Raw genomic sequence first — 24,916 nt, 5'->3', positions numbered from 1 at the left:
CCCCGTCTGGCTTATACGAACGTGTGCTCGCTGCAGAAGCTATGCGGGTGCCTTATTCGCGGGTTATTCGTTCGGTAACGCCTTGGCCTTGGCCTTGTGATGCGGGGGTGGAAGCCTCGCCTCCCGGTCCGGTTCCCCGGCCGGGTGCGGGGCCGCCGCCCGGCACAGGCGGCGGCCCGTCATCTCCCGTGTCAAGGGGTGCGTTTCAGCCGGTGACCTCCAGATCACGGCCGAGGAGGGCTGCGACGACCTTGTGCACATGCTTGCCGTTGTCGGAGTTCGTCATGACGACACAGCCGTTTCCCGACCGGAGCCGCAGCGAGGTCAGCGCGCGGAACCCGGCCGTCTGCCCGCCGTGCCCGAACTCCGGGTCCGCCATCGAGCCGTCCACCACGGTGCCCAGACCGTAGAAGCTCCCCGGGAACGCCTCCGTGAGCATCACCCCGGCTGACCGTGCGGACAGCAGTTCCGAGAAGCCCAGATGGGCCTGCCGGATCTCCACCGCAAGCTGGGCCAGATCGGAGGGCGTGGACCACAGCCCGCTGCCCGCGAGCACCGGGCGTACCCGGTAGCCGTCCAGGAGCGCACGGCTGTGCTGGTCGTGCCCCTCGGCGACGTCCCGGCCCGCGGCGTGCGGGGCACCCGGGGCGAGGAAGGAGCTGTCCCGCATGCCCAGCGGGCCGAACACCAGCTCCGCCGCCAGCTCCTGGAATCCCTGTGCGGTCACATCGGTCAGCAGCTGCTCGATCATCGCCCACTGGCTGCCCGCCTTACGGAACAGCGCCCCCGGCTCGTGCTCGGCCTTCACCCCGTCCAGTACGGCCGCCAGCTCCGGCATGGTCTCGCCGGGCCGCCACCAGGTGCTGGGCGTCTGCGACAGACCCGCGGTGTTCGACAGCAGGTGCCGCAGCGTCAGCGGCCGGCCGCCGGGCGCCTTGGGTGCACGGCGGCCGCTCAGGTAACCGTCGATGTCCGCGTCCAGCTGGAGCACACCCTGGTCGACGAGCCGCAGCGCCGCGAACGCGGTGACGTGCTTACTGATCGAACCGGCCTGGAACCGGGTCCGCAGCGTCACCGGAGCACCGGCCGCCCTGGTCCCGTAGGCCTGCACCCCGACCAGCTGGCCGTCCTTGAGGAGCGCGACAGCGGCGCCGGGCACCCCGTGCGCCTCCATCGCCCCGGCCACGTCGGACGCGGCCTGCTGCCCACCTGCTGTGACCATCGTCATCGGCCCGCTCGCTCCTCCGTCGGTCGTCCCGGTCGTCCCGGTCTTCTCGGCGTGCCCGGTTCCGGGCCCGGCGCCGTCGATCGTGAGCGCGAGATCCTCGATGGTCTCGCTGTCCAGCAGCATCCGCAGGGTGAGGTCGAGCCCCGACTTCCGGGCCGCGGCCATCACGTGGACGATGCGCATCGAGTCGGCACCCAGGTCCAGCAGCCGGTCCCGTACGCCCACCTCGGGCACCTGGAGCACCTCGACGCAGGTCGCCACGAGCAGCTCCTCGGTCCTGGTGCGCGGCGCCACGTACTCCCGGCCGGCGACCAGCGCCGTACGGCCCGGTGCGGGCAGCGCCCTGCGGTCGACCTTGCCGGCCGCGTTCAGCGGCATCGCGTCGAGCATGACGAACGCGCTGGGCACCATGTACGAGGGCAGCGAGGCCCCCAGGTGCGTCCGCAGCTGTGCCTGCTCGACGGACCCGCCGGCGACCGCGTAGGCGACGAGCAGCTTCTCTCCGTTGCCGTCCTCGCGGGCGACCACCGTCGCGTCCTTGACCTCCGGGTGGGCCAGGAGGACTTCCTCGATCTCGCCCAGTTCGATGCGGTAGCCCCGTATCTTCACCTGGTTGTCGATCCGGCCGAGGCACTCCAGCTCCCCGTCCGGCCTGAACCGCGCCAGGTCACCGGTCCGGTACATCCGCGAACCCGGCTTCCCGCCGAACGGCTCGGGAAGGAACCGCTCGGCCGTCAGCCCCGGCCGCCCGACGTACCCACGGGCCACACCGGCGCCCGCGATGTACAGCTCACCGACCACACCCACCGGCACGGGCTGCTGCGCCGCATCCAGCACATACGCCCGGTAGTTGTGGATGGGCCGCCCGATCGGCACGGTGGTGGCGTCCGGCTCGATCTCCCAGGCGGTGGACCAGACCGTCGCCTCGGTCGGACCGTACTGGTTGACCAGCCGGTCCACCCTGCCCCTCAGATCACGGGCAAGACCGGGCGGGCAGTCCTCGCCGCCGGTGATGGTCGTCAACGGCACACGGCCGAGACCGGCGGCGATGAGGAGCTTCCACCCCGCAGGGGTGGCCTGGGCATGGGTGATCCCCGCCGTCTCGACCAGCCGCACCTGGGCGTCCGCGTCGTGGAACTCGTCGTCGTCGGCGAGAACCACCCGGCCGCCCGTGATCAGCGGCAGATACAGCTCTGTCGTCGAGATGTCGAAGGACAGCGAGGTGGCGGCGAGCCAGGTGTGCCCCGGGCCCGCCTTGTACCGCTCCCGCATCGAGAACAGGACGTTCAGCAGGGAGGAGTGCGCGATCTGCACTCCCTTGGGGCGCCCCGTGGACCCGGAGGTGAACAGCGTGTACGCCAGCCGGTGCCCGCGGGCCGGGTCCTTCGGACCACGGTCCGCGGGCTCCTCCACCGGGGTGCCCGGCCGGACCGCGATCAGGGCACGGTCACGGTGGAGGTCGACGACCGCACCGTCGTAGCCTCCGCCGAGACGCTCGTACAGGCCCTCGTGCGTCACGATCAGCCGGGCTCCGGCAGAACGGAGCATGTAGGTCAGCCGGTCCGCGGGCAGCCCGGCGTCCAGGGGCAGATGGGAGCCGCCCGCCTTCCAGATACCCAGCAGGCTGGGCAGCGTGTCGGGCCCGCGGTTCAGCAGGACACCGACCACGGACTCGGGCCCCACACCGGCCTCGCGCAGCTGGTGCGCGATCCGGTTGGCCCGCACATCGAGCTCGCGGTACGTCAGGGTCTCCGCGCCCACCTGCACGGCGACGGCGTCAGGGGTGGCCGAGACGGACGCCTCGATCACCTCGTGCACATATCTGCTCATCCCCACTCCACCTCGGTGTCGTTCCAGTCCTCCAGCACCTGGGTCAGCTCCGCCGTGGACAGGAGCGCCGCGTCCACGTCCCCGTCGGGATCGGCCGCCATGGCCTCCAGCACCGCCCGGTACATCCCGGCGAGCCGCTCGGCGTTCGCCCGGTTGAGACCGGTGCTGACGGCCCGCAGGACCAGCCGTCCCGGCACATTGGCGATCGACAGCGTGAACTCGTTGGAGCTGTCACCCGCCCCGGCCTGGACATCGACCGTCCCGGTGTCCACCTGGTGGAAGTCCTGGTAGCGGTACATGATGTCGAACAGCCGCTGCCCGCCGGCCAGACGCTGCACCGCGGGAAGCGGATGGCGCCGGTGACCGTAGACCTCGGCCTCACGGTCGAACACCTGCTGGATCAGCTCGCGCCAGGTCCGCGCCGTGCGGTCATGGGCGAACGGCAGCGTGTTGAGGTACATGCCGTAGACCCGCTCGGCCCCGGGAACCTCAGGACGTGCGCTGTACAGCACGCCCGTGTGGAACGCCGGTTCGTTGGTCACCGTGCTGAGCACCTTCAGGTGCGTGGCCAGCAGGACCGCCTTGAACGACGTGCCGCTGGACGTCGCCAGCGCGCGCAGCGCCGGCTCGATGTCGCGGAACTCCACCGAGAGCTTGAAGTCCTCACGCGGGGCGGTGTTGCCGTCACCCCAGTCCGCGGGCAGGACGCACATGGCGTGCCGGTCGATGATCCCCTGCCAGTAGCCCCGGTCCTCGTCCGACTCAAGGGACTCCTGCTCGGCCGCGATGAAGTCGGCGTAGCGCACGGCCGCCGGCTCCGGCTGCTCGGGCTCCTCACCCGCCGCGTACGCGTGGTAGAGGTCGAGCACCTCCATCAGCAGCGACTGCTGGCTCCATCCCTCGGTGATGGCGTGGCAGTGCGTGAAGCCCAGGTGCCACGCCTCGTCGGACTCGACGAGTGCGGCGACACGGAGCAGCGGAGGCCGCCCGAGCTCGAACAGCTCGGCCCGTTCCGCCGCGATGTGCGCCTGGCGGGCCTCCGCGAACTGCTCGGCGTCCAGGCCCCGCAGGTCCTGCACGGCCACCGGGATGTCGGCGTCCGCACGGACCAGCTGGAGGGGGATGTCGAACTCCTCGATGGAGAACGACGTACGCAGCATCTCGTGGCGCTCCACGATCGTCTGCCCCGCACGGCGCAGGGCGTCGGCGTCGAAGGGCTTGCCGTCCTTGATCCGGAACGTGGACGTGTTGTGGTACTTGTTCAGCCCGTCGTCGGCGAGCATCTCGACCAGCATGCCGAGCTGCACCTTGGATATCGGGTACGCGTCGACGAGACCGTCCGGCAGCGCCGCGCGGATCTCGTCCGACACCAGGGCGAACGGCGCGACCGCGACATCCTCCTGACCGGGCTCCGTCCCGGCGAGCTCGGTGGCGAGTCCGGCGACCGTACGGTGCTGGAACACGTCCCGCACGCCCGCTTCGAAGCCCTCTGCGCGCAGGGCGCCGACCAGGGCAATGGCCTTGATCGAGTGACCGCCCAGATCGAAGAAGTTGTCCTCGACCCCGACCCGCTCCACACCCAGGACCCGGCTCCAGACGGCCGCGATGCGCTCCTCGGTGGGGTTGCGCGGTGCGACGTAGGTGTCCTCGGCCGACCCCTCGGGGTCGGGGAGAGCACGCCGGTCGATCTTGCCGTTGGCCGTCAGCGGAAGAGCGTCCAGTGCGACGAAGACCGACGGGACCATGTACTCGGGCAGCGACGCCCCGAGCTCATCGGCCAGCCCCTCAATGCCCGTACCGACCACATAGGCGATCAGCCGCTGGTCCTCCGAGACCACCACGGTGGCATCGGTGACCTGAGGACGTGCGATGAGCGCGGCACGGATCTCACCGAGCTCGATGCGATAACCGCGGACCTTGACCTGGTCATCGATACGGCCCAGGAACTCGACCGCACCATCACCACGCCACCGCACCAAGTCACCCGTGCGGTACAGGCGTGCGCCGGCCGGACCGTACGGGTCAGGCACGAAACGCTCAGCCGTCGCACCAGGACGGTACGCATAGCCGCGTGCCACACCCGTACCACCGACGAACAGCTCACCCACCGCACCCACCGGCACCGGCTGAAGACCCGCGTCCAGGACGCGCATCACCATGTTCGGCAGCGGACGCCCGATCGGCACCACGCCCTCGAACGCCTCCACCAGCGGGAACACACACGTCCCCACCGTCGCCTCGGTCGGCCCGTACTCATTGAGCACCCGACCCTCACCGAGAAGGACCCGCCAGCGCTCGACCAACCCACCAGGCAGAGCCTCACCCGCCACCACCACACGCGAGGTCAGCGCCTGGATCTGGTCATCCGACAGCTGACCCGACAACACCTCCAAGTGCCCCGGCGTCAGCTTCATGAACGAGAACGGACCCGCAGCCGCCAGACTCCCGCCCAGCTCCGTCAGCTCACCGTCCCACAGCCACGCACGCTGACCCGCAGCCAACGGCGCCCACACATTCGGAACCACCAGGTCGAAAGCCACCGACGAGAACACCGGCGCACCACCCGAACCCGACGCCACCAACTCCCGCACCGCCCAGTCCACATGATTGACCAGACTCCGATGCGAAACCTGCACACCCTTCGGCCGCCCCGTCGAACCCGACGTGAACACCGTGTACGCCACCGAATCCAGATCCAACTCACCCGAAGGCACCGAATCAGGGAAGGACGACAGGTCGTCCTCGGCGAGCACCGTCTCCACACCCGGGAAGCGATCGGCATAGGCACCCGACGTCAGGGCCACACCCACTCGGGCGTCCTCGACCATCCCGGCGATACGGCCGGCCGGCAACACCGGGTCCATCGGAACGAACCCACCACCCGCACGCCACACCGCCAGCAACGACACCACCAGATCAACCGAACGATCCAACAGCACCGCAACCGTCGACTCAGGACCCACACCCGCCGCACGCAACCTGTGCGCCAGCCGGTTCGCCCGCGCATTCAACTCGGCGAAGGTCAAGGACTGTCCGCCGGCCTCCGCAGCCACCGCAGCCGGCGCCGTGACGGCCCACCGGCCGACGAGTTCAGACACCGAGGTCTCGGGCACCGCGACCGCCGAGTCGTTCCACCCGGTCAGCAGCTGTTCGCGCTCGCCTTCGGGCAGGAACACCTCACGGGCGTCACCCTCGACATCCGCGGCCATCGACTCCAGCACCGACCGGTACATCGCCGCGACCCGCTGTGCACCGGTGGCACCGAGCACCTGGGGGTTGACCGTGAGCAGCAGCCCGCTGCCTCGGGCAGCGACGGCGAGACCGAACTCCGTGGCACCTTCGCCGTCCCCGGACTCGGTGTCGACGAGGTCGGACTCCGCCTGGGCGTCCGCCAGGTCGAGGTAGCTGAAGCGCACATCGAGCAGCCGCGTACCGTCACTGAGCTCGCGCTGCATCACCGGCATCGGGAAGCGCCGGTGCGGCCAGAGTGTGCCCTCCTGGTCGAAGACCTGGCGGATCAGCTCCCGCCAGGTGCGTGCGCCGCGCTCGTAGGCGAACGGCACGGTGTTCAGGTACATGCCGTAGACCTGCTCGGCGCCCACGACCTCGGGCCGGCCGCTGGAGACCAGGCCGGTGCAGAAGGAGTCCTCTGCCGTCAGCTGGCTCATCACCTTCAGGTGCGCCGCGTGCAGCACAGCCTTCAGCGAAGTCTCTGTGCCGCTCGCTGCGGCTCGGAGCCCCGGTGTGAGGTCGGTGAGCGGCACGTGCACGGTGTTCGCGCGGTTGCCGGGCTCGGCGTCGCCCCAGCCGGCGGGCAGCTCGAACTTGGCGTGCGAGCCGAGCACGTCCCGCCAGTAGTTCCTGTCCTCGTCCGAGGCCAGCGACTCCAGTTCGGCCGCGACGAAGTCCGCGTACCGCACGGCGGGTGCCTGTACCTCGGGCAGGGTTTCGCCGCCACGCACCCGCAGGTAGCCCTCGACGATGTCGCTGAGCAGGGTGCGGTGGCTCCAGCCCTCCGTGATCGGGTGGCAGACACTGACCGACAGCCACCAGGCCTCGTCGGACTCGATGAGCGCGGAGATGCGGATCAGCGGGGCACGGGACAGATCGAACGTCTCGGCCCGCTCGGCCGCGGTGTGCTCCCGGCGCGCGGCTGCCTGCTGCTCGGCGTCGAGTCCACGCAGGTCCTGCACGGTCACCGGGATGACGGCGCTCGCGTGGATGAGCTGGAGCGGTACGGCATAGCCTTCGAGGTCGAAGGACGCGCGGAGCATCTCGTGGCGCTCCACCACGGTCTGCCCGGAACGGCGCAGGGCCTCGACGTCGAACGGGCGGCCGTCGTTGATCCGGAACGCGGTCGTGTTGTGGTACTTGTTCAGCCCGTCGTCGGCGAGCATCTCGACCAGCATGCCGAGCTGTACCTGCGCCAGCGGGAAGGCGTCCACGAGGCCCTCGGGCAGCTTCGCCCGGTCCTCGTCCCCGATCAGCGCGAACGGTGCGACGACTGCGGACTCGGTGACCGGTTCCGTACCCGTGAGTGCGGTGGCGAGTCCGGCGACCGTACGGTGCTGGAACACGTCCCGCACGCCCGCTTCGAAGCCCTCTGCGCGCAGGGCGCCGACCAGGGCGATGGCCTTGATCGAGTGACCGCCCAGATCGAAGAAGTTGTCCTCGATCCCGACCCGCTCCACGCCGAGCACGGCGCTCCACACCGCGGCGATGCGCTCCTCGGTGGGGTTGCGCGGTGCGACGTAGGTGTCCTCGGCCGACCCCTCGGGGTCGGGGAGAGCGCGCCGGTCGATCTTGCCGTTGGCCGTCAGCGGGAGCGCATCGAGTGCGACGAAGACCGACGGGACCATGTACTCGGGCAGCGAGCCGGCCAGCCAGGCCGACAGGTCGTCCGTGCTGCCCACGACGTAGGCGATCAGCCGCTGGTCCTCCGAGACCACCACGGTGGCGTCGGTGACCTGCGGATGAGCGATCAGCGCGGCACGGATCTCACCGAGCTCGATGCGGTAACCGCGGACCTTGACCTGATCGTCGATACGGCCGAGGAACTCGACCGCACCATCACCACGCCACCGGACGAGGTCACCCGTGCGGTAGAGACGCGTGCCGGCCGGACCGTACGGGTCGGGCACGAAACGCTCAGCCGTCGCACCAGGACGGTAGGCGTAACCACGTGCCACACCCGTACCACCGACGAACAGCTCACCCACCGCACCCACCGGCACCGGCTGAAGACCCGCGTCCAGGACGCGCATCACCATGTTCGGCAGCGGACGCCCGATCGGCACTACGCCCTCGAACGCCTCCACCAGCGGGAACACACACGTCCCCACCGTCGCCTCGGTCGGACCGTACTCATTGAGCACCCGACCCTCACCGAGAAGGACCCGCCAGCGCTCGACGAGACCGCCAGGCAGCGCCTCACCCGCCACCACCACACGCGAGGTCAGCGCCTGGATCTGGGTATCGGACAGCTGGCCCGACAGCACCTCCAAGTGCCCCGGCGTCAGCTTCATGAACGAGAACGGACCCGCAGCCGCCAGACTCCCGCCCAGCTCCGTCAGCTCACCGTCCCACAACCACGCACGCTGACCCGCAGCCAACGGCGCCCACACATTCGGAACCACCAGGTCGAAAGCCACCGACGAGAACACCGGCGCACCACCCGAACCCGACGCCACCAACTCCCGCACCGCCCAGTCCACATGATTGACCAGACTCCGATGCGAAACCTGCACACCCTTCGGCCGCCCCGTCGAACCCGACGTGAACACCGTGTACGCCACCGAATCCAGATCCAACTCACCCGAAGGCACCGAATCAGGGAAGGAGGCCAGATCATCGTCGTCGACCCGCACCACGGCCACGTCGAACCGGTCCGCGTACGCGCTCGACGTCAGCGCGACCGTCACCCGCGCGTCGGCCACCATGCCCGCGATACGGCCGGCAGGCAGCACCGGGTCCATCGGAACGAACCCACCACCCGCACGCCACACCGCCAGCAACGACACCACCAGATCAACCGAACGATCCAGCAACACCGCAACCGTCGACTCAGGCCCAACTCCGCCCGCACGCAGCCTGTGCGCCAACCGGTTCGCCCGCACATCCAACTCGGCGAACGACAACGAACGGTCTCCGGCCTCCACAGCCACCGCATCCGGTGACTCCGCGGCCCGACGCGCCACGAGCTCGGGCACCGAGACCTCCGGCACCGCCACCGCCGAGTCGTTCCACCCGGTCAGCACGCGTTCGCGCTCACCACCGGGCAGGAACACCTCACGGGCGTCACCCTCGACATCCGCGGCCATCGACTCCAGCACCGACCGGTACATCGCCGCGAGGCGGTCCGTGCCCTCCCTGCCGACGAGGTGACGGTTTGCCGTGATCACCATGAACCCGGCGCGGGTGGAGACACCCAGCGGGAATTCGGTGGGGCTGTCGTCGAGCGTGGCCGGGTAGTCGACGAGGTCCTGGTCGACCTGCCGGAAGTTCTGGTAGCTGAAGCGGACGTTGACCAGCCGGTCGCTCGTGCTGAGCTCGCGCTGCATCACGCCCAGCGGGTAACGGCGGTGCGGCCAGACCTCGATCTCCTGGTCGAAGACCTGGCGCACCAGATCGCGCCAGGTCTCGGCGCCACGCGTGAAGGCGAAGGGCAGCGGGTTCAGGTAGACCCCGTACACCCGCTCGGCGCCCACGGCCTCCGGCCTGGCGTTGGTCACGAGGCCGGTGAAGAAGGACTCCTCCGGCGTGAGCTGGCTCATGACCTTGAGGTGCGCCGCGTGCAGGACGCTCTTGATCGGCACCTTCGCCTTGCTGGCCAGGGTCCGCAGCCCCGCGTCCAGGTCGTGGTACGGCACCCAGGCGCGGTGCAGTCCGCGCGGCGTCTCCTCGGGGTCGTCGCCCCAGCCGGCGGGCAGCTCGAAGGGGGCGTTGTTCTCCAGGACCGTCCGCCAGTAGTCGCGGTCGTCGTCGCCGGCCAGGGAGACCAGCTCCGCGGCGATGAAGTCCGCGTACCGTACGGCGGCGGGTTCGGGCTCCTCGACCGGCGTCCCGTCGCGCAGTGCGCGGTAGGTCGTGGCCAGTTCCATCAGCAGCGAGTGGTGGCTCCAGCCTTCGAGTACGGCGTGGCACTCGGTCAGGGTCAGCCACCAGGAGCCGTCGTCGCAGGCGTGTCCGGTGAAGCGGACGAGCGGGGCCCGGGTCAGGTCGAAGAGCTGGGTGCGCTCCTCGGTCATGAAGGCGCGCAGCGATGCCTCGACGGCGGCGCTGTCCAGGCCGCGCAGGTCCCGTCCGCCGACGGTCGAGGTGACCTCGGACGCGGCGTGGACGAGCTGGAGCGGTACGGAGTAGCCCTCGACCGCGAAGGAGGTACGCAGGATCTCGTGGCGGGCCAGCACCGTGTCCACGGCCTGCTGGAGCCGATCGCGGTCGAAGAGCTGGTCGTCGAGTATCCGGAAGCTGGTCGAGTTGTGGTAGTGGTTGCGGCCGTCGTCGGCGAGCATCTCGACGACCATGCCGAGCTGTACCTGTGCCAGCGGGTAGGCGTCGACGAGGCCCGTCGGCAGCCGGTCGAGGTCCTCCTGCGCGAGCAGGGCGAAGGGCTCGACGGCCGGGTCGGCCTTGGTGGGGGCCGGGCGTCCGGTGATGAACTGGACGAGCTCGGCGGGGGTCCTGTGCTCGAACACGTCGCGGACGGTGACGTCGTACTCGCTGTCGCGCAGGGCGCCGACGAGCGCGACGGCGCGCAGCGAGTCGCCACCCAGGTCGAAGAAGTTGTCCTCGACGCCGACCTGTTCGACCCCGAGCACCTCGCGCCAGACGGCGCTCATCTCCTCCTCCGCCGCGGTGCGCGGCGCGACGTGGGCGGCCTCGACACCGAGTGCGCTGCGGTCAGGGGCCGGCAGGGCGGCCTGGTCCAGCTTGCCGTTGACGGTCAGCGGGATCCTCCCGACGACGAGGAAGGCCGTCGGGATCATGTAATCGGGGAGTGACCTGGCCAGCAGGGTGCGCAGTTCGCTGGGCGCTGCGACGGCCTCGCTGGTGGGCACGACGTACGCGACGAGCCTGCGGTCTCCCGGGGTGTCCTCACGGGCGACGACGACCGCGTCCCGCACGCGCGGGTGTGCGGTCAACGCGGCCTTGACCTCGCCGAGTTCGATGCGGTGTCCGCGGATCTTCACCTGGTGGTCGATACGGCCCAGGTAGTCGAGGCTGCCGTCGGGCCGCCTGCTCGCGAGGTCACCGCTGCGGTACAGCCGGGAGCCGGGCTTTCCGTACGGGTCGGGTACGAAGCGTTCGGCCGTCAGGGCAGGGCGGTTGAGGTACATGCGGGCGACGCCGGGACCGCCGACGTGGATCTCACCCGGCACACCGGTGGGAACCAGTTCGCCGTGCGGGCCGAACAGGTGGACCTGGAGGTCACGCAGCGGTACGCCGATCGCGTTCCCGGTGTCGGACTCCAGGTCGGTGTCGGTGAGCTGGTGGTACGTGGTGTGGACGCAGGTCTCGGTGATGCCGTAGAGGTTGATCAGCGAGGTCTGTTCGAGGCCGCGGCGGGCGACCCAGGGCTTGAGGCCCGGGATGTCCAGCCGTTCGCCGCCGAACGTCACGGCGCGCAGCGCGAGTTCGTCGAGCAGCCGGTGTCCGTCCGCGGCGAGGGAGACCAGGCTGCGGAAGGCGGACGGGGTCTGGTTGAGGAGGGTGACCTGCTGCTCGGTGAGTAGGCGGAGGAATTCCTCGGGGGCACGGGCCACGTCCGGCGGTACGACCACGAGCCGGCTGCCGTGGATGAGCGCTCCCCAGATCTCCCAGACCGACATGTCGAAGGCGTAGGAGTGGAAGAGGGCCCACACGTCGTTCTCGTCGAAACCGAGGTGGGTGTCGGTCGCGGTGAACAGGCGGAGGACGTTGGTGTGGCTGAGGCCGACGCCCTTGGGGCGTCCGGTGGAGCCGGAGGTGTAGATGGTGTAGATCAGGTCGTCGGGCACCGCGCCGGACTCGGGGTTGCTGTCCGGTGCCGCGGCCAGGGCGGCGGTCTCCGCCTCGCCGTCCAGCACGACGAGCAGTCCGTCGACGACGTCGGCCAGGTGCGCGGCGTGCGCACCGGCGGTGACGACGATCCGGGCTCCCGCGTCCTTCAGCGTGTAGCCGATGCGGTCGGCCGGGTGCTCCGGGTCCAGGGGCAGGTAGCCCGCCCCCGTCTTGAGCACGGCGAGGAGGGTCGGCACCAGGTCGAGGTCGCGGTCCAGGCTGACGCCGACGAGTCCGCCGGGGCCGGCGCCCTGGGCCCGCAGGTGGTGGGCGAGCCGGTTGGCCCGGGTGTTGAGCTCGGCGTAGCTGAGGTGCTGGTTGCCGAGGACGACGGCTGTGGCGTCGGGGGTGGCCGCGGCCCGGTCCTCGACGAGCTCGTGGACGCAGCGGTCGGGCTCTTCGAAGAAGGCGGGCTCGGGCAGCAGGACCGCGAGGTCGGACTCGTCCAGCATGTCGAGGCGGGAGAGCCGCTGGTCGGGTTCGGCGACGGCCGCATCGACCAGCCGCACGAGGTGCTTGGCCATGCGCTCGACGGTGGTCCGGTCGTAGAGCGCGGTGCTGTATTCGAGCGTGCCGCTGATGCGGCCGTCCGCGGACTCGCTCAGCTGAAGGGTGAGGTCGAAGCGCGAGACGCGTGAGGCCGCGTGCAGGGCTTCGGCCTCGACACCGGGCAGCTGGAAGTCGCGGGTGCGCTCCTGGTGCATGGTGAAGGCCACCTGGCACAGGGGCGTGCGGGACAGGTCGCGTACCGGCACGAGTTCGTCCGCGATCCGCGCGAACGGGAACTCCTGGTTGTCGAAGGCGTCGAGCACGGTCTCCCGGGCGCCGACGAGCAGGTCCCTGAACGTCGGGTCGCCTTGCCACTGCCCGCGCAGGACCAGGGTGTTGATGCCGTAGCCGATCAGCTGTTCCAGCTCGGGGCGGCTGCGGCCCGACACCACGGTGCCGACCGCGATGTCGTCGCGGCCCGTGTACCGGGAGAGGAGCGCCTGGTAGCCGGCGAGGAGGGTCTGGAAGGGGGTGGCACCGTGTGCGGAGCCGAGCGCGCGCAGCTTCTCGGCCAGCGGCGCCGGTATCTCGACGGGCACCGCGTCGCCGTCGTAGCTGCGCGATGCCGGCCTGCGGCGGTCGGTGGGCACTTCGAGCGGGGTGATGCCGGCCAGCCGGCCGCGCCAGTGGTCGAGCTGCTTGGTCAGGTCGTCGCCGGCGAGGCGGGTGTGCTGCCAGGCGGCGTAGTCGGCGTACTGGACGGCCATCGGCGCCAGCGGTGACGGCTTGCCCTCGCCGAACGCCCCGTACACGGCGGAGAGTTCGGACATGAACAGGCCGACGGACCACTCGTCGCAGGCGACGTGGTGGAAGACCACGACCAGCAGGTGGTCGTCCTCGGCGATCCGGATGAGCCGGGCCCGCAGCGGCGAGCCGTTCTCCAGATCGAAGGGGCGGCCTGGCTCGGCCTCGGCCAGGGCGAAGGCGCGCTGTTCCCGCTCGGCCGGGTCGGTCGTGTCGGTGAGGTCGTCGACGGGGAGACCGAACGGGGCGGGAGGGTCGATCAGCTGGACCGGCTCGGCGCCTTCGAGGCGGTACCGGGTGCGGAGGATCTCGTGCCGCGCCACCAGTTCCTCGAAGCTGCGGCGCAGCACCGAGAGGTCGAGCGGTCCGCGCAGCCGCAGTGCGACCGGGACGCTGTACTCCCAGCTGTCCGGGTCGAGCCTGCTCAGGAACCACATCTGCTGCTGACCGTGGGAGAGCGCCAGCGGGCCGCCCCGCTCGACCGGCACCACTGCGGCACGCCGGCCGCTGCGGCCTCCGGCGAGTCGGGCGCGCACCAGTTCCTCGCGCCTCTCCTCGGCCTGTCCGCCCGTGCGGACTTCGCCAGTACTCATGCTGAGCGCCCCTCCCGACCTTCGTTCCGTACGTCTCACTGGGTGTAGTGCGTCGTGCTCTGTCCGGCGGTTCCCGCTCAGACGCCGGACGTCTCCATACGGCGGCGCAGACTCGCGGGCCGCATGTCCGTCCAGACCTCTTCGATCCGGTCGAGGCAGACCTGCCGGGCACCCTCGGTGCCCTCGGCGTGCCAGCCGGCCGGCAGCTCACGGTCCGCGTCCCAGATCGAGTACTGCTCCTCGTCGTTCAGGACGACTCGGTAGACGCGGTTGTCGGTCTGCTCGTCAGCCATGACGGTTTCCCTTCGGTGGTCGGATTCCCACCCAGCTTCGGACGCGCGCCTATATCGGCCCTCTACTCGACACATCCGTACACACACGGCCACAACGCAGCACGCGGCCCGGTCCCGTCGGGGGAGGCGGGACCGGACCGCGTGGGTTCGGGGTGGTACGGGTGGGGCGCGTCCTCGAAGGGGTTACTCGCGTGAGCCGAGGAACTGGACGGTCCGTGCGCGCAGTGCGGCGCCGACGGGCAGCACCGTGCCGATCACCGCGAGCACGGTGGACACGACGGCGACAGCGATGACGATCACGTACGGCACGACGATCGGTGTCGAGCCGAACAGCTGGAGCAGCGCACTCCACAGACCGCCCAGGTTGACCGCCGTGGCCACCAGGGCCAGCACCACACCGATGGCGGAGACCAGCAGGGCCTCGGCCAGGAAGAACCGCACGACCTGCCTCGGGGTGGCACCCGCCATCCTCAGCACCGCCAGGTCGCGGCGCCGATCGGCCGTCGCCATGAGGAGCGTGTTGAGGATCGCGATGAAGCAGAAGATCATGATGATCACCGCGGTGGAGCGCTGCCGTACCTCCGTGAGATGACGTGCGTACGCGCTCTCGGAGGCGACCAGCTGGTCCCTCGTCATGAACTCGGCTCCGCTGCCTGCCACCGCCTTGCGGATCTGCGCGGTCACCGCCGCGTGATCGGCTCCGGAGTCCAGGGTGATGTAGGCACGCCTGGCGAGGCCGTCCCTGGCGTAGCCGGCCGACTTGGCGAACTTCGGCGTCAGATAGGCCACGTCCTCGCCCCGCAGCGCCTTGTAGGTCGCCACGACCTTCAGCTGGACGTGCTCTCCGTCGGCCATCTCCACGTCGAGCTTCTCGCCGACGTCCTTGTGCCACAGATCGGCCACGACCGTGCTGTTGTCGTCGAGATCGTCCAGGGACCCGTCGATGATCTTCAGGTCCGTCGTCTTCTTCAGCGCGACGGGGTCGACGACGAGCCCGTCGTCCTCGTCGTACCGGTTCTCGTCCTTGGTGTAGACGGTGGTGAGGATCGGCGCGGCGATGTGCACGCCGTCGATCTCCGCGACACGGTCGATCACCTGCGGGCTGATGCCCGGGGTGCCGTCGGGCGCCAGCGCGTACTGCGAACTGACCTGGTTCTGAAGCCCGTTGTCGCGAGCGGCACCGAGCGAGTCGGTGGCGGCGAGAAGCGAGAAGGTGAGCCCGACGGTGAGCAGGACGGGCGCCGCGGTGGCGGCGGTACGCCGCCGTGAGGTCAGCGCGCTCTCGCGCACCAGCATCGCGGTGGGGCCCGAAGCTCCCCTGAAGGGCGCCATCAGCAGCTTGGTGAGCGGTCCGACGACCAGCGGTGCGAGCACCGCGGCGGCCAGGACCGGCACCGTCAGCGAGATGACGTAGACCGTGGGCGAGAGCACGCTCGTCGGTGAGCCGATGGCGATCCACGCCGTCCACCCGACACCGCCGACCAGGGCGATGACACCGAGCAGCGCCCGGCTGGGCGTCACCTCCGTGTCGTCGGCCGACGCCTCACGCAGCGCCTCGATCGGACGGATGCCGCCGGCCCTGCGTGCCGCGCTCGCCGCACCGCCGACCGCCACCAGGAGACCGACCAGGAAGGCGGCGGCCAGGGGCGAGAGTACGGTCCAGTGCAGCGAGGGTTCCACCGTGAACCACTCGGGCGAGATGTCCATCGACTTGAGCATGTCGGCGAGCAGTTGCGCGCCGAACAGCCCGAGGACGGCGCCCACCGCGGAGGCGAAGGTGCCGACGAGCAGCGCCTCGTTGCGGACCATCTTGCGCACCTGCTTGGGGGTGGCGCCGACGGTACGCAGCAGTGCGACCTCCCGGCGCCGCTGGACCACCGCGAAGGCGAAGGTGGAGGCCACCACGAAGATCGCGGTCACGCCCGCCACACCGGCCATCACCGGGACGAGCGTGACGGTGTTGTCCAGGGTCTCGCGGTCACTGGCCTCGCTGGCGTCCACCTTGTGGCGGTCCTGGCCGGTGAGCACCGAGGCGTCGTCGCCGACGGCGGCGCGCACATCGGCCACCGGACCGAGCGCCACCAGGGACTCGATACGGGGGGAGAGCCGCGCTGCCTCCTTGTCGGTGAAGAAGACGGCGTCCTCCCAGCCGACCGGGTCGACGGTGCCGCTGACCGTGTACTTCTCGACCCCGGACGCGGTCAGGACCGTCACCTTGTCGCCGGTGTGCGCCCGGTCCGACGCGACGACGACGTCCTTGTCACCGGACGGCTCCTTGCCGTCGACGAGCTTGTAGCCGCCGAAGCGTGCCACCGGCCAGGGGTGTCCCACCTGGTCGTCGGGGCCGCCCTCCAGCTGGGCGTAGAAGGCACGGTCGACCACGGTCTCGCCGGTGGCGGCGACCTTCTCGCTCAGCTCGGGCGAGATTCCGTGCGCGTCGGCCAGCGAGCGGACACCGAGGTCGTGATGGGCGGGGTTCCACTCCGGGTCGGACGCCTGCACCACGGCGGGCGCGTCGGCGAACCGCTCCACCGGCCGGTCCGGCAGGTCGAGCATCGTCATGAGGAGTACGCCCATGGCCGCGACCTGCGCGACCCCGAGCACCAGCGCCACGATGGTGCCGAGGAACGACACCCACCGTGTCCGCAGGGTCTGGAAAGCAACCCTGATCACCGGGACACCGCCAGGTCCGTCATCCGAGCGGCTACCGCCTCGGCGGTGGGCGAACGCAGCTCGCCGACCAGGCTGCCGTCGGCGAGGAACAGCACCGTGTCCGCGTACGCCGCCACGTTCGGGTCGTGCGTGACCATCACGATCGTGGTGGACACCCGCTCCCCGGGGCCCGGTGCCGGCACGACACCGGGATTCTGCACGGGCGCACCGGCCAGCTGACGTAACGTGTCGAGCAGCTCGCGCCCCGTGGTGAGGTCGAGCGCACCGGTGGGTTCGTCGGCGAAGAGCACGGCGGGCCTGGACACCAGCGCGCGGGCGATGGCCACACGCTGCTGCTGACCGCCGGAGAGCTGACCCGGCCTGCTGCCCGCCTTGCTCTCGAGACCGACCTGGGCGAGTGCCTGCAGCACGGCCCGGCGCTTGGGCTTGCGCCCGGCCAGCCGCATCGGCAGCGCCACGTTCTGCTCGGCGGTGAGGGACGGCAGCAGGTTGAAGGCCTGGAAGATGAACCCCGTGCGGTCGCGGCGGAGTTCGGTGAGCTGGGTCTCGTTCAGCCCGACGATGTCCGTGCCGTCGATGAACACCCGGCCCGAAGTAGGTCTGTCGAGTCCGGCGGCACACTGCAGAAGAGTCGACTTGCCGGAGCCCGAGGGGCCCATGATCGCGGTGAAGCTACCGCGAGGAAAGGACAGACCGATCTCGCGCAGCGCTGTCACCGCGCTGTCACCTGATCCGTATGTCTTGGTCAGCGACTCGAGCCGCACTGCGTCATCCATCGATTCTCCGCAATTCCAGGGTGGTGAGGGGATCGGCCGTCGACCCGTCCGCGATGGCAACCGGCTCGGGCTGTGGGGGCGGTGCGCTGTCCTGTCTGTCCTCGAGTGCCGCACCCCGTCTGGTGAAGACCACGGCGGCGATCAGAGCGAGCAGCACCATCACGCCCGACACGGCCATCAGCGTGTGCCGGCTGCCGACCGCTTCCAGCAGGTACCCGGTACCCAGCGCCCCGAGTGAACTCGCCCCCGACACAATGAGCATGACGACACTGCCGACACGCCCCTGCATGTTGTTGGGGGTGATGCGCACCTGGTAGGACATGCCGGAGACAGTAACAGCGGCTCCTATATGAGACGTTATGAAGAAGAGAACACCGAGTGCTACAGGTTGTCTGAAAAATACTGCTGCGGGCATGACCAGCGCCCAGGTCACATGCGCGATGATCATGATCTGACGCATCGCCAGGCGCTTGTTGAGCCAGCCGCCGACCAACGCCCCGAACAGCCCTCCCGCCCCGCCTGATGCCATGATCAGGCCGACGGTTCCGGCGGCTCCGCCGTCCTCCCTGACCACCACGGCCACGGTGAGGATGAGCCCCTGGAAGACCAGATTGCTCCCCGCGATGATCAGCAGCGCCGTCCGGAAATAGGCGCGATCCCATACCCACCGGAGCCCGGCGCCGATGTCCGCCCGCATCTTGCGGCGCTTGTTGTTCGGCCTCGCGGGCGGCTCCTTCTCCCCGCGCAGCCGCACCAGCGTGATCAGGGAGAGCAGATACAGACCGACACTCGACATGAACGGCATCCACGCCGACAGGCCGAACATGGCGCCGCTCACCGGATGTCCGACGAAGTTGACGCCGCGCGAGCGTGCCTCGTTCGTCGCCATGGCCGCCCCCAGCTGCTGGGGCGGCACCACACCGCGGACCATGGCCCGCTCGGACAGCTGGTAGAAGACCGTCATGCTGCTCTGGATGAACGCCACGATCGCGATGTGCCAGACCCAGACGGTGTCCCCGAGAAGCGTCGCGGCGACCGTCGCCACCGCGATCATGCGCACGATGACACACGTCATCATCACCCGACGCCGGTTCAGCCGGTCCACCATCACCCCGGCCGGCAACTGGACAAGCAGCGCGGGCAACAGCCCCGCGAAGCCGACAAGTCCGGCAGCGCTCTCCGAGCGGGTGTGCCACAGCACGAGCAGGGTGAACGCCATGCCCGAGCACCGCTCCGCCATGACCGACATGGCGGAGCCGGTCCACAGCAACCGGAAGTCCCGGTAGCTGCGCAACGTCGGCAGCGCGTGCTTGCTGCGTCTCTTCTTCTTTACGACTCGGTATTCCCCCTCGTCGGTCATGGACGTTCGGCCCAGCACCATTCCAGGACAGCCATCGCGCTGTGCAGCTTGTGCGTGGCCTGGGTGAAGGCGATGCTCGCCGGCCCGTCCAGCACCTCGGCGGTGACCTCCTGGCCGCGGTGAGCGGGAAGATCGTGCAGGAAGACCGCGTCCGGGCTCTGCTCCCACAGCTCGTCGGTGACCTGGAACGGTGCGAAGACCTCTCGCCAGTCGGCGGTCGGCTTACTGGTTCCGGTGGTCTGCCAGCGTGTGGTGTAGACGGCGTCGAGCCCCGAGGGCCTGGCGGCCATGTCGTGCTGCTCGGACACCTTCGATCCGCTGCGCGCCGCCTGTTCGGTGGCGACGGCGAGAATCTCCGGCGCAAGACCGTAACCGGGCGGTGTCCGCAGCTCCAGCTCGGTCCCGGGAAACCGGGTCAGGGCGAGGGCCAGGGCGGCGGCGCTGTTGTTGCCCTCGCCGACGTACATGACCCGCAGACCGTCGACGCGGCCGAAGTGGTGGTGGAGCGTGGTGAGATCCGTGAGCCCCTGGGTGGGGTGCTCCTCGGCGCTCATCGCGTTCACGACGGACATCTGCCCGCCGGCCGCCCAGGTCCGCAGTTCCGCGGTGGCGTCCGACGTACGGGCCACCAGCAGGTCCAGCATGCCGGAGAGCACCCGGCCGGTGTCCTCGGTGGTCTCCCCTGTGTTCAGTTGCAGATCGTCGGGACCGTACGTCACGGTCCTCGCGCCCAGCCGCAGCGCGCCGCTGGTGAAGGCGGTACGCGTACGGGTGGAGGTCCGCCGGAAGTAGATACCGACGATCGCGTCCTCCAGCGAGGTCGCCCGCGCCCCGGCGGCGAATTCCGCCCCTCGCTCGACGAGGCCCCGCAGGTCGTCGTCGGTCAGGTCGCTGATGGAGATGAGATGTCGCATGGGCAGGCCTTTCGTCTCGACGGGATCAGAGGGACTCGGTGAGTACGGCGTCGATCTCGGCCCTGATCCGGTCCTCGATCTCGACCGCGAGCTGCGCGATCGTCGGACTCTCGAAGGCGACGCGCATCGGCAGGTCCAGGTCGAACTCGTTCTGCAGGCGCGAGACCAGCCGGACGGCCAGGATGGAGTGGCCTCCCAGGTCGAAGAAGCTGTCCTGGGCGCTCGCTTCCTTGCCCAGCAGATCGCGCCAGATGGACGCGATGCGCTCCTCGGTGGGCGTGCGGGGCGCGATGAACGCGTCCGCGGTCGTGGCCTCGGGGTCGGGGAGAGCACGCCGGTCGATCTTGCCGTTGGCCGTCAGCGGGAGTGCATCGAGTGCGACGAAGACCGACGGGACCATGTACTCGGGCAGCGACGCCCCGAGCTCATCAGCCAGCCCCTCGATACCCGTACCGACGACGTAGGCGATCAGCCGCTGGTCCTCCGACACCACGACGGTGGCGTCGGTGACCTGAGGGCGTGCGATGAGCGCGGCACGGATCTCACCGAGCTCGATGCGGTAACCGCGGACCTTGACCTGATCGTCGATACGGCCCAGGAACTCGACCGCACCATCACCACGCCACCGGACGAGGTCACCCGTGCGGTAGAGACGCGTGCCGGCCGGACCGTACGGGTCGGGCACGAAACGCTCAGCCGTCGCACCAGGACGGTAGGCGTAACCGCGTGCCACACCCGTACCGCCGACGAACAGCTCACCCACCGCACCCACCGGCACCGGCTGAAGGCCTGCGTCCAGGACGCGCATGAGCATGTTCGGCAGCGGACGCCCGATCGGGACTACGCCTTCGAAGGCCTCGACCAGCGGGAACACACACGTCCCCACCGTCGCCTCGGTCGGACCGTACTCATTGAGCACCCGGCCCTCACCGAGAAGGACCCGCCAGCGCTCGACGAGACCGCCAGGCAGAGCCTCACCCGCCACCACGACGCGGGAGGTCAGCGCCTGGATCTGGTCATCCGACAGCTGGCCCGACAGCACCTCCAGATGCCCCGGCGTCAGCTTCATGAACGAGAACGGACCCGCAGCCGCCAGACTCCCGCCCAGCTCCGTCAGCTCACCGTCCCACAGCCACGCACGCTGACCAGCCGCCAACGGCGCCCACACATTCGGCACCACCAGGTCGAAAGCCACCGACGAGAACACCGGCGCACCACCCGAACCCGACGCCACCAACTCCCGCACCGCCCAGTCCACATGATTGACCAGACTCCGATGCGAAACCTGCACACCCTTCGGCCGCCCCGTCGAACCCGACGTGAACACCGTGTACGCCACCGAATCCAGATCCAGCACCAACTCGGGGGTCCAGTCGGGCAGCGAGGACAGATCGTCCTCGGCCAGCACCGTCTCCACACCCGGGAACCGGTCCACGTACTCGCTCGACGTCAACGCGACCGTCACCCGCGCGTCGGCCACCATGCCCGCGATACGGCCGGCCGGCAGCACCGGGTCCATCGGAACGAACCCACCACCCGCACGCCACACCGCCAGCAACGACACCACCAGATCAACCGAACGATCCAACAGCACCGCAACCGTCGACTCAGGACCCACACCCGCCGCACGCAGCAGATGCGCCAACCGGTTGGCCCGGACGTCCAGTTCCTCGAAGGTCAGGGACCGCCCGCCGGCCTCCACGGCCACCGCGCTCGGCGACTCCGCGGCCCGACGTGCCACCAGCTCGGGCACCGCGATCTCCGGCACCGCCACCGCCGAGTCGTTCCAGACCCGCAGGAGCCGGTGCTCGTGGACCGAGGTGATGTCGATGGTCGAGATCGAGGACTCCGGCGCCGCGACGACGCCCTCCACCAGCCGTACGAAGTGGTCGGCAAGACGCTCCACCGTGGACCGGTCGAACAGCGAGCTCGCGTACTCCAGCGCACCGTTCAGCGAGCCGTCGGCCTGGCGCCACACGAACATCGTCAGGTCGGTCTTGGCCACCCGCCAGGCGCCCTGGAAGGCGTCCATCAGCACGCCGTCGGCTGCCACCGAAGTGGCTCCCTCGTCCTGGAGGTCGAACGCCACCTGGTACAGCGGGGTGCGCGACAGGTCGCGGACCGGCTGCAGCTCGTCCACCAGCCGCTCGAACGGCAGCTCCTGGTGCGCGAAGCCGGCCATGGCCGTGTCCTTGGTGCGTCCCAGCAGCTCGCCGAAGCTGGGGTCACCGGTGAGGTCGCAGCGCATGACGAGCGAGTTCAGGAAGAAGCCGACCGTTCCCTCGGTCTCCGGCCTCAGACGCCCGGTGACCGGGCTCCCGATGCCGAAGTCGTCCTGGCCGCTGTGGCGCGAGAGCAGTGCGGCGAAGACGGCCAGCAGGGTCGCGTACTGGGTCGCTCCGTGCTTCCGTCCGATGCCGCTGAGGGCGTCGGCGAGACCGGCCGGCACCGAGAAGCGCACGCCCTCGCCCTTGCCGTCACGCCTGGCGGGGCGTACGCGGTCCGTGTGGAGCTGCAGCTCGGGCATGCCGCGCAGCGCGTTCTTCCAGTAGTCGAGTTCGCGGTCGAGGATCGCGTCGTCGGACCGGGCTGCCTGCCAGGCCGCGTAGTCCGCGTACTGCACCGCGGGGTCGGCGAGTTCCGCCGTGCGGCCCTCGGCCGCGGCCGCGCACAGCTCGCGGATCTCGCGGTCCAGCAGGACCGTCGACCAGCCGTCGCCGGCGATGTGGTGGGTCGTGACGAGGAGCACGGGGCCGCCGACGGGGACCCGGACGAGGAGTGCGCGCCACAGCGGCCCGTCGCTCAGGTCGAAGCCGCGGGCGAACTGCTCGCCGAAGAGGCCTTCGAGCTCCGCCTCGCTCGCGTCCACCACGCGCAGCTCGACCGGCTGCGGCTCGGCCACCACCTGGCGGGGCTCCTCGCCCTCCAGGACGTAGCGGGTGCGCAGCGACTCGTGGCGGGTCTCCAGCGTGTCCAGTGCGGACTGCACGGTGTCGGAGGCGGTGCCGGGCGGCAGGCGCAGGAACATCGGCGCGACCCATTCCGCGCTGCCCGGGTGCATGCGGTCCAGGAACCACAGCCGGTGCTGTCCGAAGGAGAGCGGCAGCGGGGTTTCGCGTCCCACCGGCACCACCTCGGGCACGGCGGGCCGTGCGTCCTCCAGGAGCTTGGCCTGGGCCTCGACCGTGGAGGCCGAGAAGAGACCGCGCAGCTGGATGCTGTCGCCGGAGGCCTTGCCCAGGGCGTCGGCCAGCCGGGTCAGGACGAGCGAGGAGCCGCCGAGTGCGAAGAAGTCGTCGTGCACACCGACCCGTTCGACCTGGAGCAGCTGCTCCCACACCTCGGCCACGAGGCGTTCGGCGACGGTGCGGGGGGCGGTGTACCGGGGGCCCTCGCCCGCGGTCCGCGTGTCCGGCTGCTCGGGGTCGGGCAGCGCCTTGCGGTCGATCTTGCCGTTGCTGGTCAGCGGGAAGGAGTCCACCGGCACGAAGAGGGCGGGGACCATCGGCTCGGGGAGCCGCTTGCGCAGGAAGCTGCGCAGCTCGTCCCTGGGTATGCGGCGGGCGGCCACCAGGTGGGCGACGAGCCGCTTCCCGCCGGCGACGGTGTACGCGCCGACGGCGGCACCCCGGATGTCGGGGTGTGCGTTGAGCGCGGCCTCGACCTCGGCGGGCTCGATCCGGACGCCGTTCACCTTGACCTGGTGGTCGACGCGGCCGAGGTAGGCGAGTGCGCCGTCGGAACGCCAGCGGGCGAGGTCGCCGGTGCGGTAGATGCGGCTGCCGGCCGGGCCGTGCGGGTCGGGGACGAACCGCTCGGCGGTCTGCGCGGCGTTGCCGACGTAGCCGCGTGCCAGGCCGATGCCTCCGGCGTACAGCTCGCCCACGACGCCGATCGGCACCGGGTCCAGTTCCTCGTCGAGCACGTACACCCGCATGTTGTCGATCGGCCGGCCGATCGGCACCGCCTCGGTGTGCAGCTCGGGGTCGAACTCCTGGCCCGTGACGTCGATGGAGCACTCGGTGGGGCCGTAGGTGTTCCACACCTTGGCGCCGGTGGGCTCGCCGAGCCTGCGGCACAGCTCGGCGTCGAGCGCCTCACCCGCGGACAGGACGAGCCGCAGCCCGGTGCACTCGGACCAGGCGGGCTCGTCGGCGAGCAGCCGCAGCACGGAGGGCACGCCCTGGAGGACGGTGATCCGCCGGTCGGCGACCGTCCGTACGAGGAGCGCGGGGTTCGATTCGGCGCCCTCGGGTGCCATCACGACGGTGCCGCCCGCGACCAGGGGCGCGAAGAGCTCCAGGGCCGCCGCGTCGAAGGTGAGGACGGTCTTCTGCAACACGCGGTCTTCGGCGGTGAGTTCCTGCTGGGCGACCGACCAGGCCACCCGGTTGGCGATGCCGCCGTGCTCGACGAGCACGCCCTTGGGGCGGCCCGTCGAGCCCGAGGTGTACGTGATGTACGCGGCGTGCTGCGGGCTCGTCGCCACGGGTTCGGCGTCGGCATCGCCGCCCGCGGCGTCCAGCAGCACGACACCATCGGTCACGACGCCGTCCAGAGCCTCGGCGGAAGCGCCGACGGTCAGCACGGTCCGCACACCGCTGTCCTCGACCATCCAGGCGATCCGCTCCGCCGGGTGGCCCGCGTCCAGCGGCACGTAGGCCGCGCCGGCCTTCCAGACACCCAGGAGCGCCGCGACGAGCTCACGCCCGCGGGGCAGGCAGACGGCCACCCGCGACTCGGGGAGGACGCCGCGCCCGCGCAGGAGCCGGGCGATGCCGTTCGCGCGGCGGTCCAGCTGCGCGTACGTCATCGACCCTTGTGCGTCGTCGACCGCGATGGCGTGTGGGGTACGGACGGTCTGCTGGGCGATCAGTTCGTGCAGCGGGACAGACATCTCTTCTCCAGAGGTGT

The 24,916-nt window shown here is 70.2% G+C and carries 8 protein-coding genes; all 8 read right to left on the bottom strand.

What is annotated here, in order from left to right; genetic code table 11:
• Window positions 1-205 precede the first annotated feature (205 nt).
• The 8 genes from OG623_RS19580 to OG623_RS19545 all read right to left on the bottom strand — a co-directional run bounded on the left by OG623_RS19580 (window position 206) and on the right by OG623_RS19545 (window position 24,899).
• Window positions 206-3,058, bottom strand: coding sequence for a non-ribosomal peptide synthetase (locus OG623_RS19580; RefSeq protein WP_406148050.1), 2,853 nt, complete (start codon window positions 3,056-3,058; stop codon window positions 206-208).
• Window positions 3,055-13,986: an amino acid adenylation domain-containing protein gene (locus OG623_RS19575; RefSeq protein WP_406148049.1), complete on the bottom strand. Its 10,932-nt coding sequence runs from the start codon at window positions 13,984-13,986 to the stop codon at window positions 3,055-3,057. The genes OG623_RS19580 and OG623_RS19575 overlap by 4 nt, the downstream gene beginning before the upstream one ends.
• Window positions 13,987-14,063: 77 nt before the next feature.
• A complete protein-coding gene (locus tag OG623_RS19570; protein ID WP_406148047.1) occupies window positions 14,064-14,279 on the bottom strand; it encodes an MbtH family protein in 216 nt (71 codons plus the stop codon).
• A 183-nt stretch (window positions 14,280-14,462) separates the two neighbouring features.
• Window positions 14,463-16,952, bottom strand: a complete 2,490-nt coding sequence (locus OG623_RS19565; RefSeq protein ID WP_406148046.1) for an FtsX-like permease family protein — start codon at window positions 16,950-16,952, stop codon at window positions 14,463-14,465.
• Window positions 16,949-17,728 carry an ABC transporter ATP-binding protein gene (locus tag OG623_RS19560; RefSeq protein ID WP_406148044.1) on the bottom strand — a complete coding sequence of 260 codons (780 nt, stop codon included), beginning with the start codon at window positions 17,726-17,728 and terminating at the stop codon, window positions 16,949-16,951. Before OG623_RS19560 ends, OG623_RS19565 begins: the two co-directional genes overlap by 4 nt.
• Window positions 17,721-19,088, bottom strand: a complete 1,368-nt coding sequence (locus tag OG623_RS19555; RefSeq protein ID WP_406148042.1) for an MFS transporter — start codon at window positions 19,086-19,088, stop codon at window positions 17,721-17,723. Before OG623_RS19555 ends, OG623_RS19560 begins: the two co-directional genes overlap by 8 nt.
• Entirely contained in the window at window positions 19,085-20,002 is a 918-nt protein-coding gene (locus OG623_RS19550; protein ID WP_406148040.1) for an ornithine carbamoyltransferase, read from the bottom strand. Before OG623_RS19550 ends, OG623_RS19555 begins: the two co-directional genes overlap by 4 nt.
• Before the next feature lie 25 nt (window positions 20,003-20,027).
• On the bottom strand, window positions 20,028-24,899 hold the full coding sequence (locus OG623_RS19545; protein WP_406148039.1) for an amino acid adenylation domain-containing protein: 4,872 nt from the start codon (window positions 24,897-24,899) through the stop codon (window positions 20,028-20,030).
• Between the last annotated feature and the right edge of the window lie 17 nt (window positions 24,900-24,916).

The organism is Streptomyces sp. NBC_01012 (assembly GCF_045162755.1).
Lineage (GTDB): Bacteria > Actinomycetota > Actinomycetes > Streptomycetales > Streptomycetaceae > Streptomyces.
This window is presented reverse-complemented; position numbering and strand designations above follow the sequence as displayed.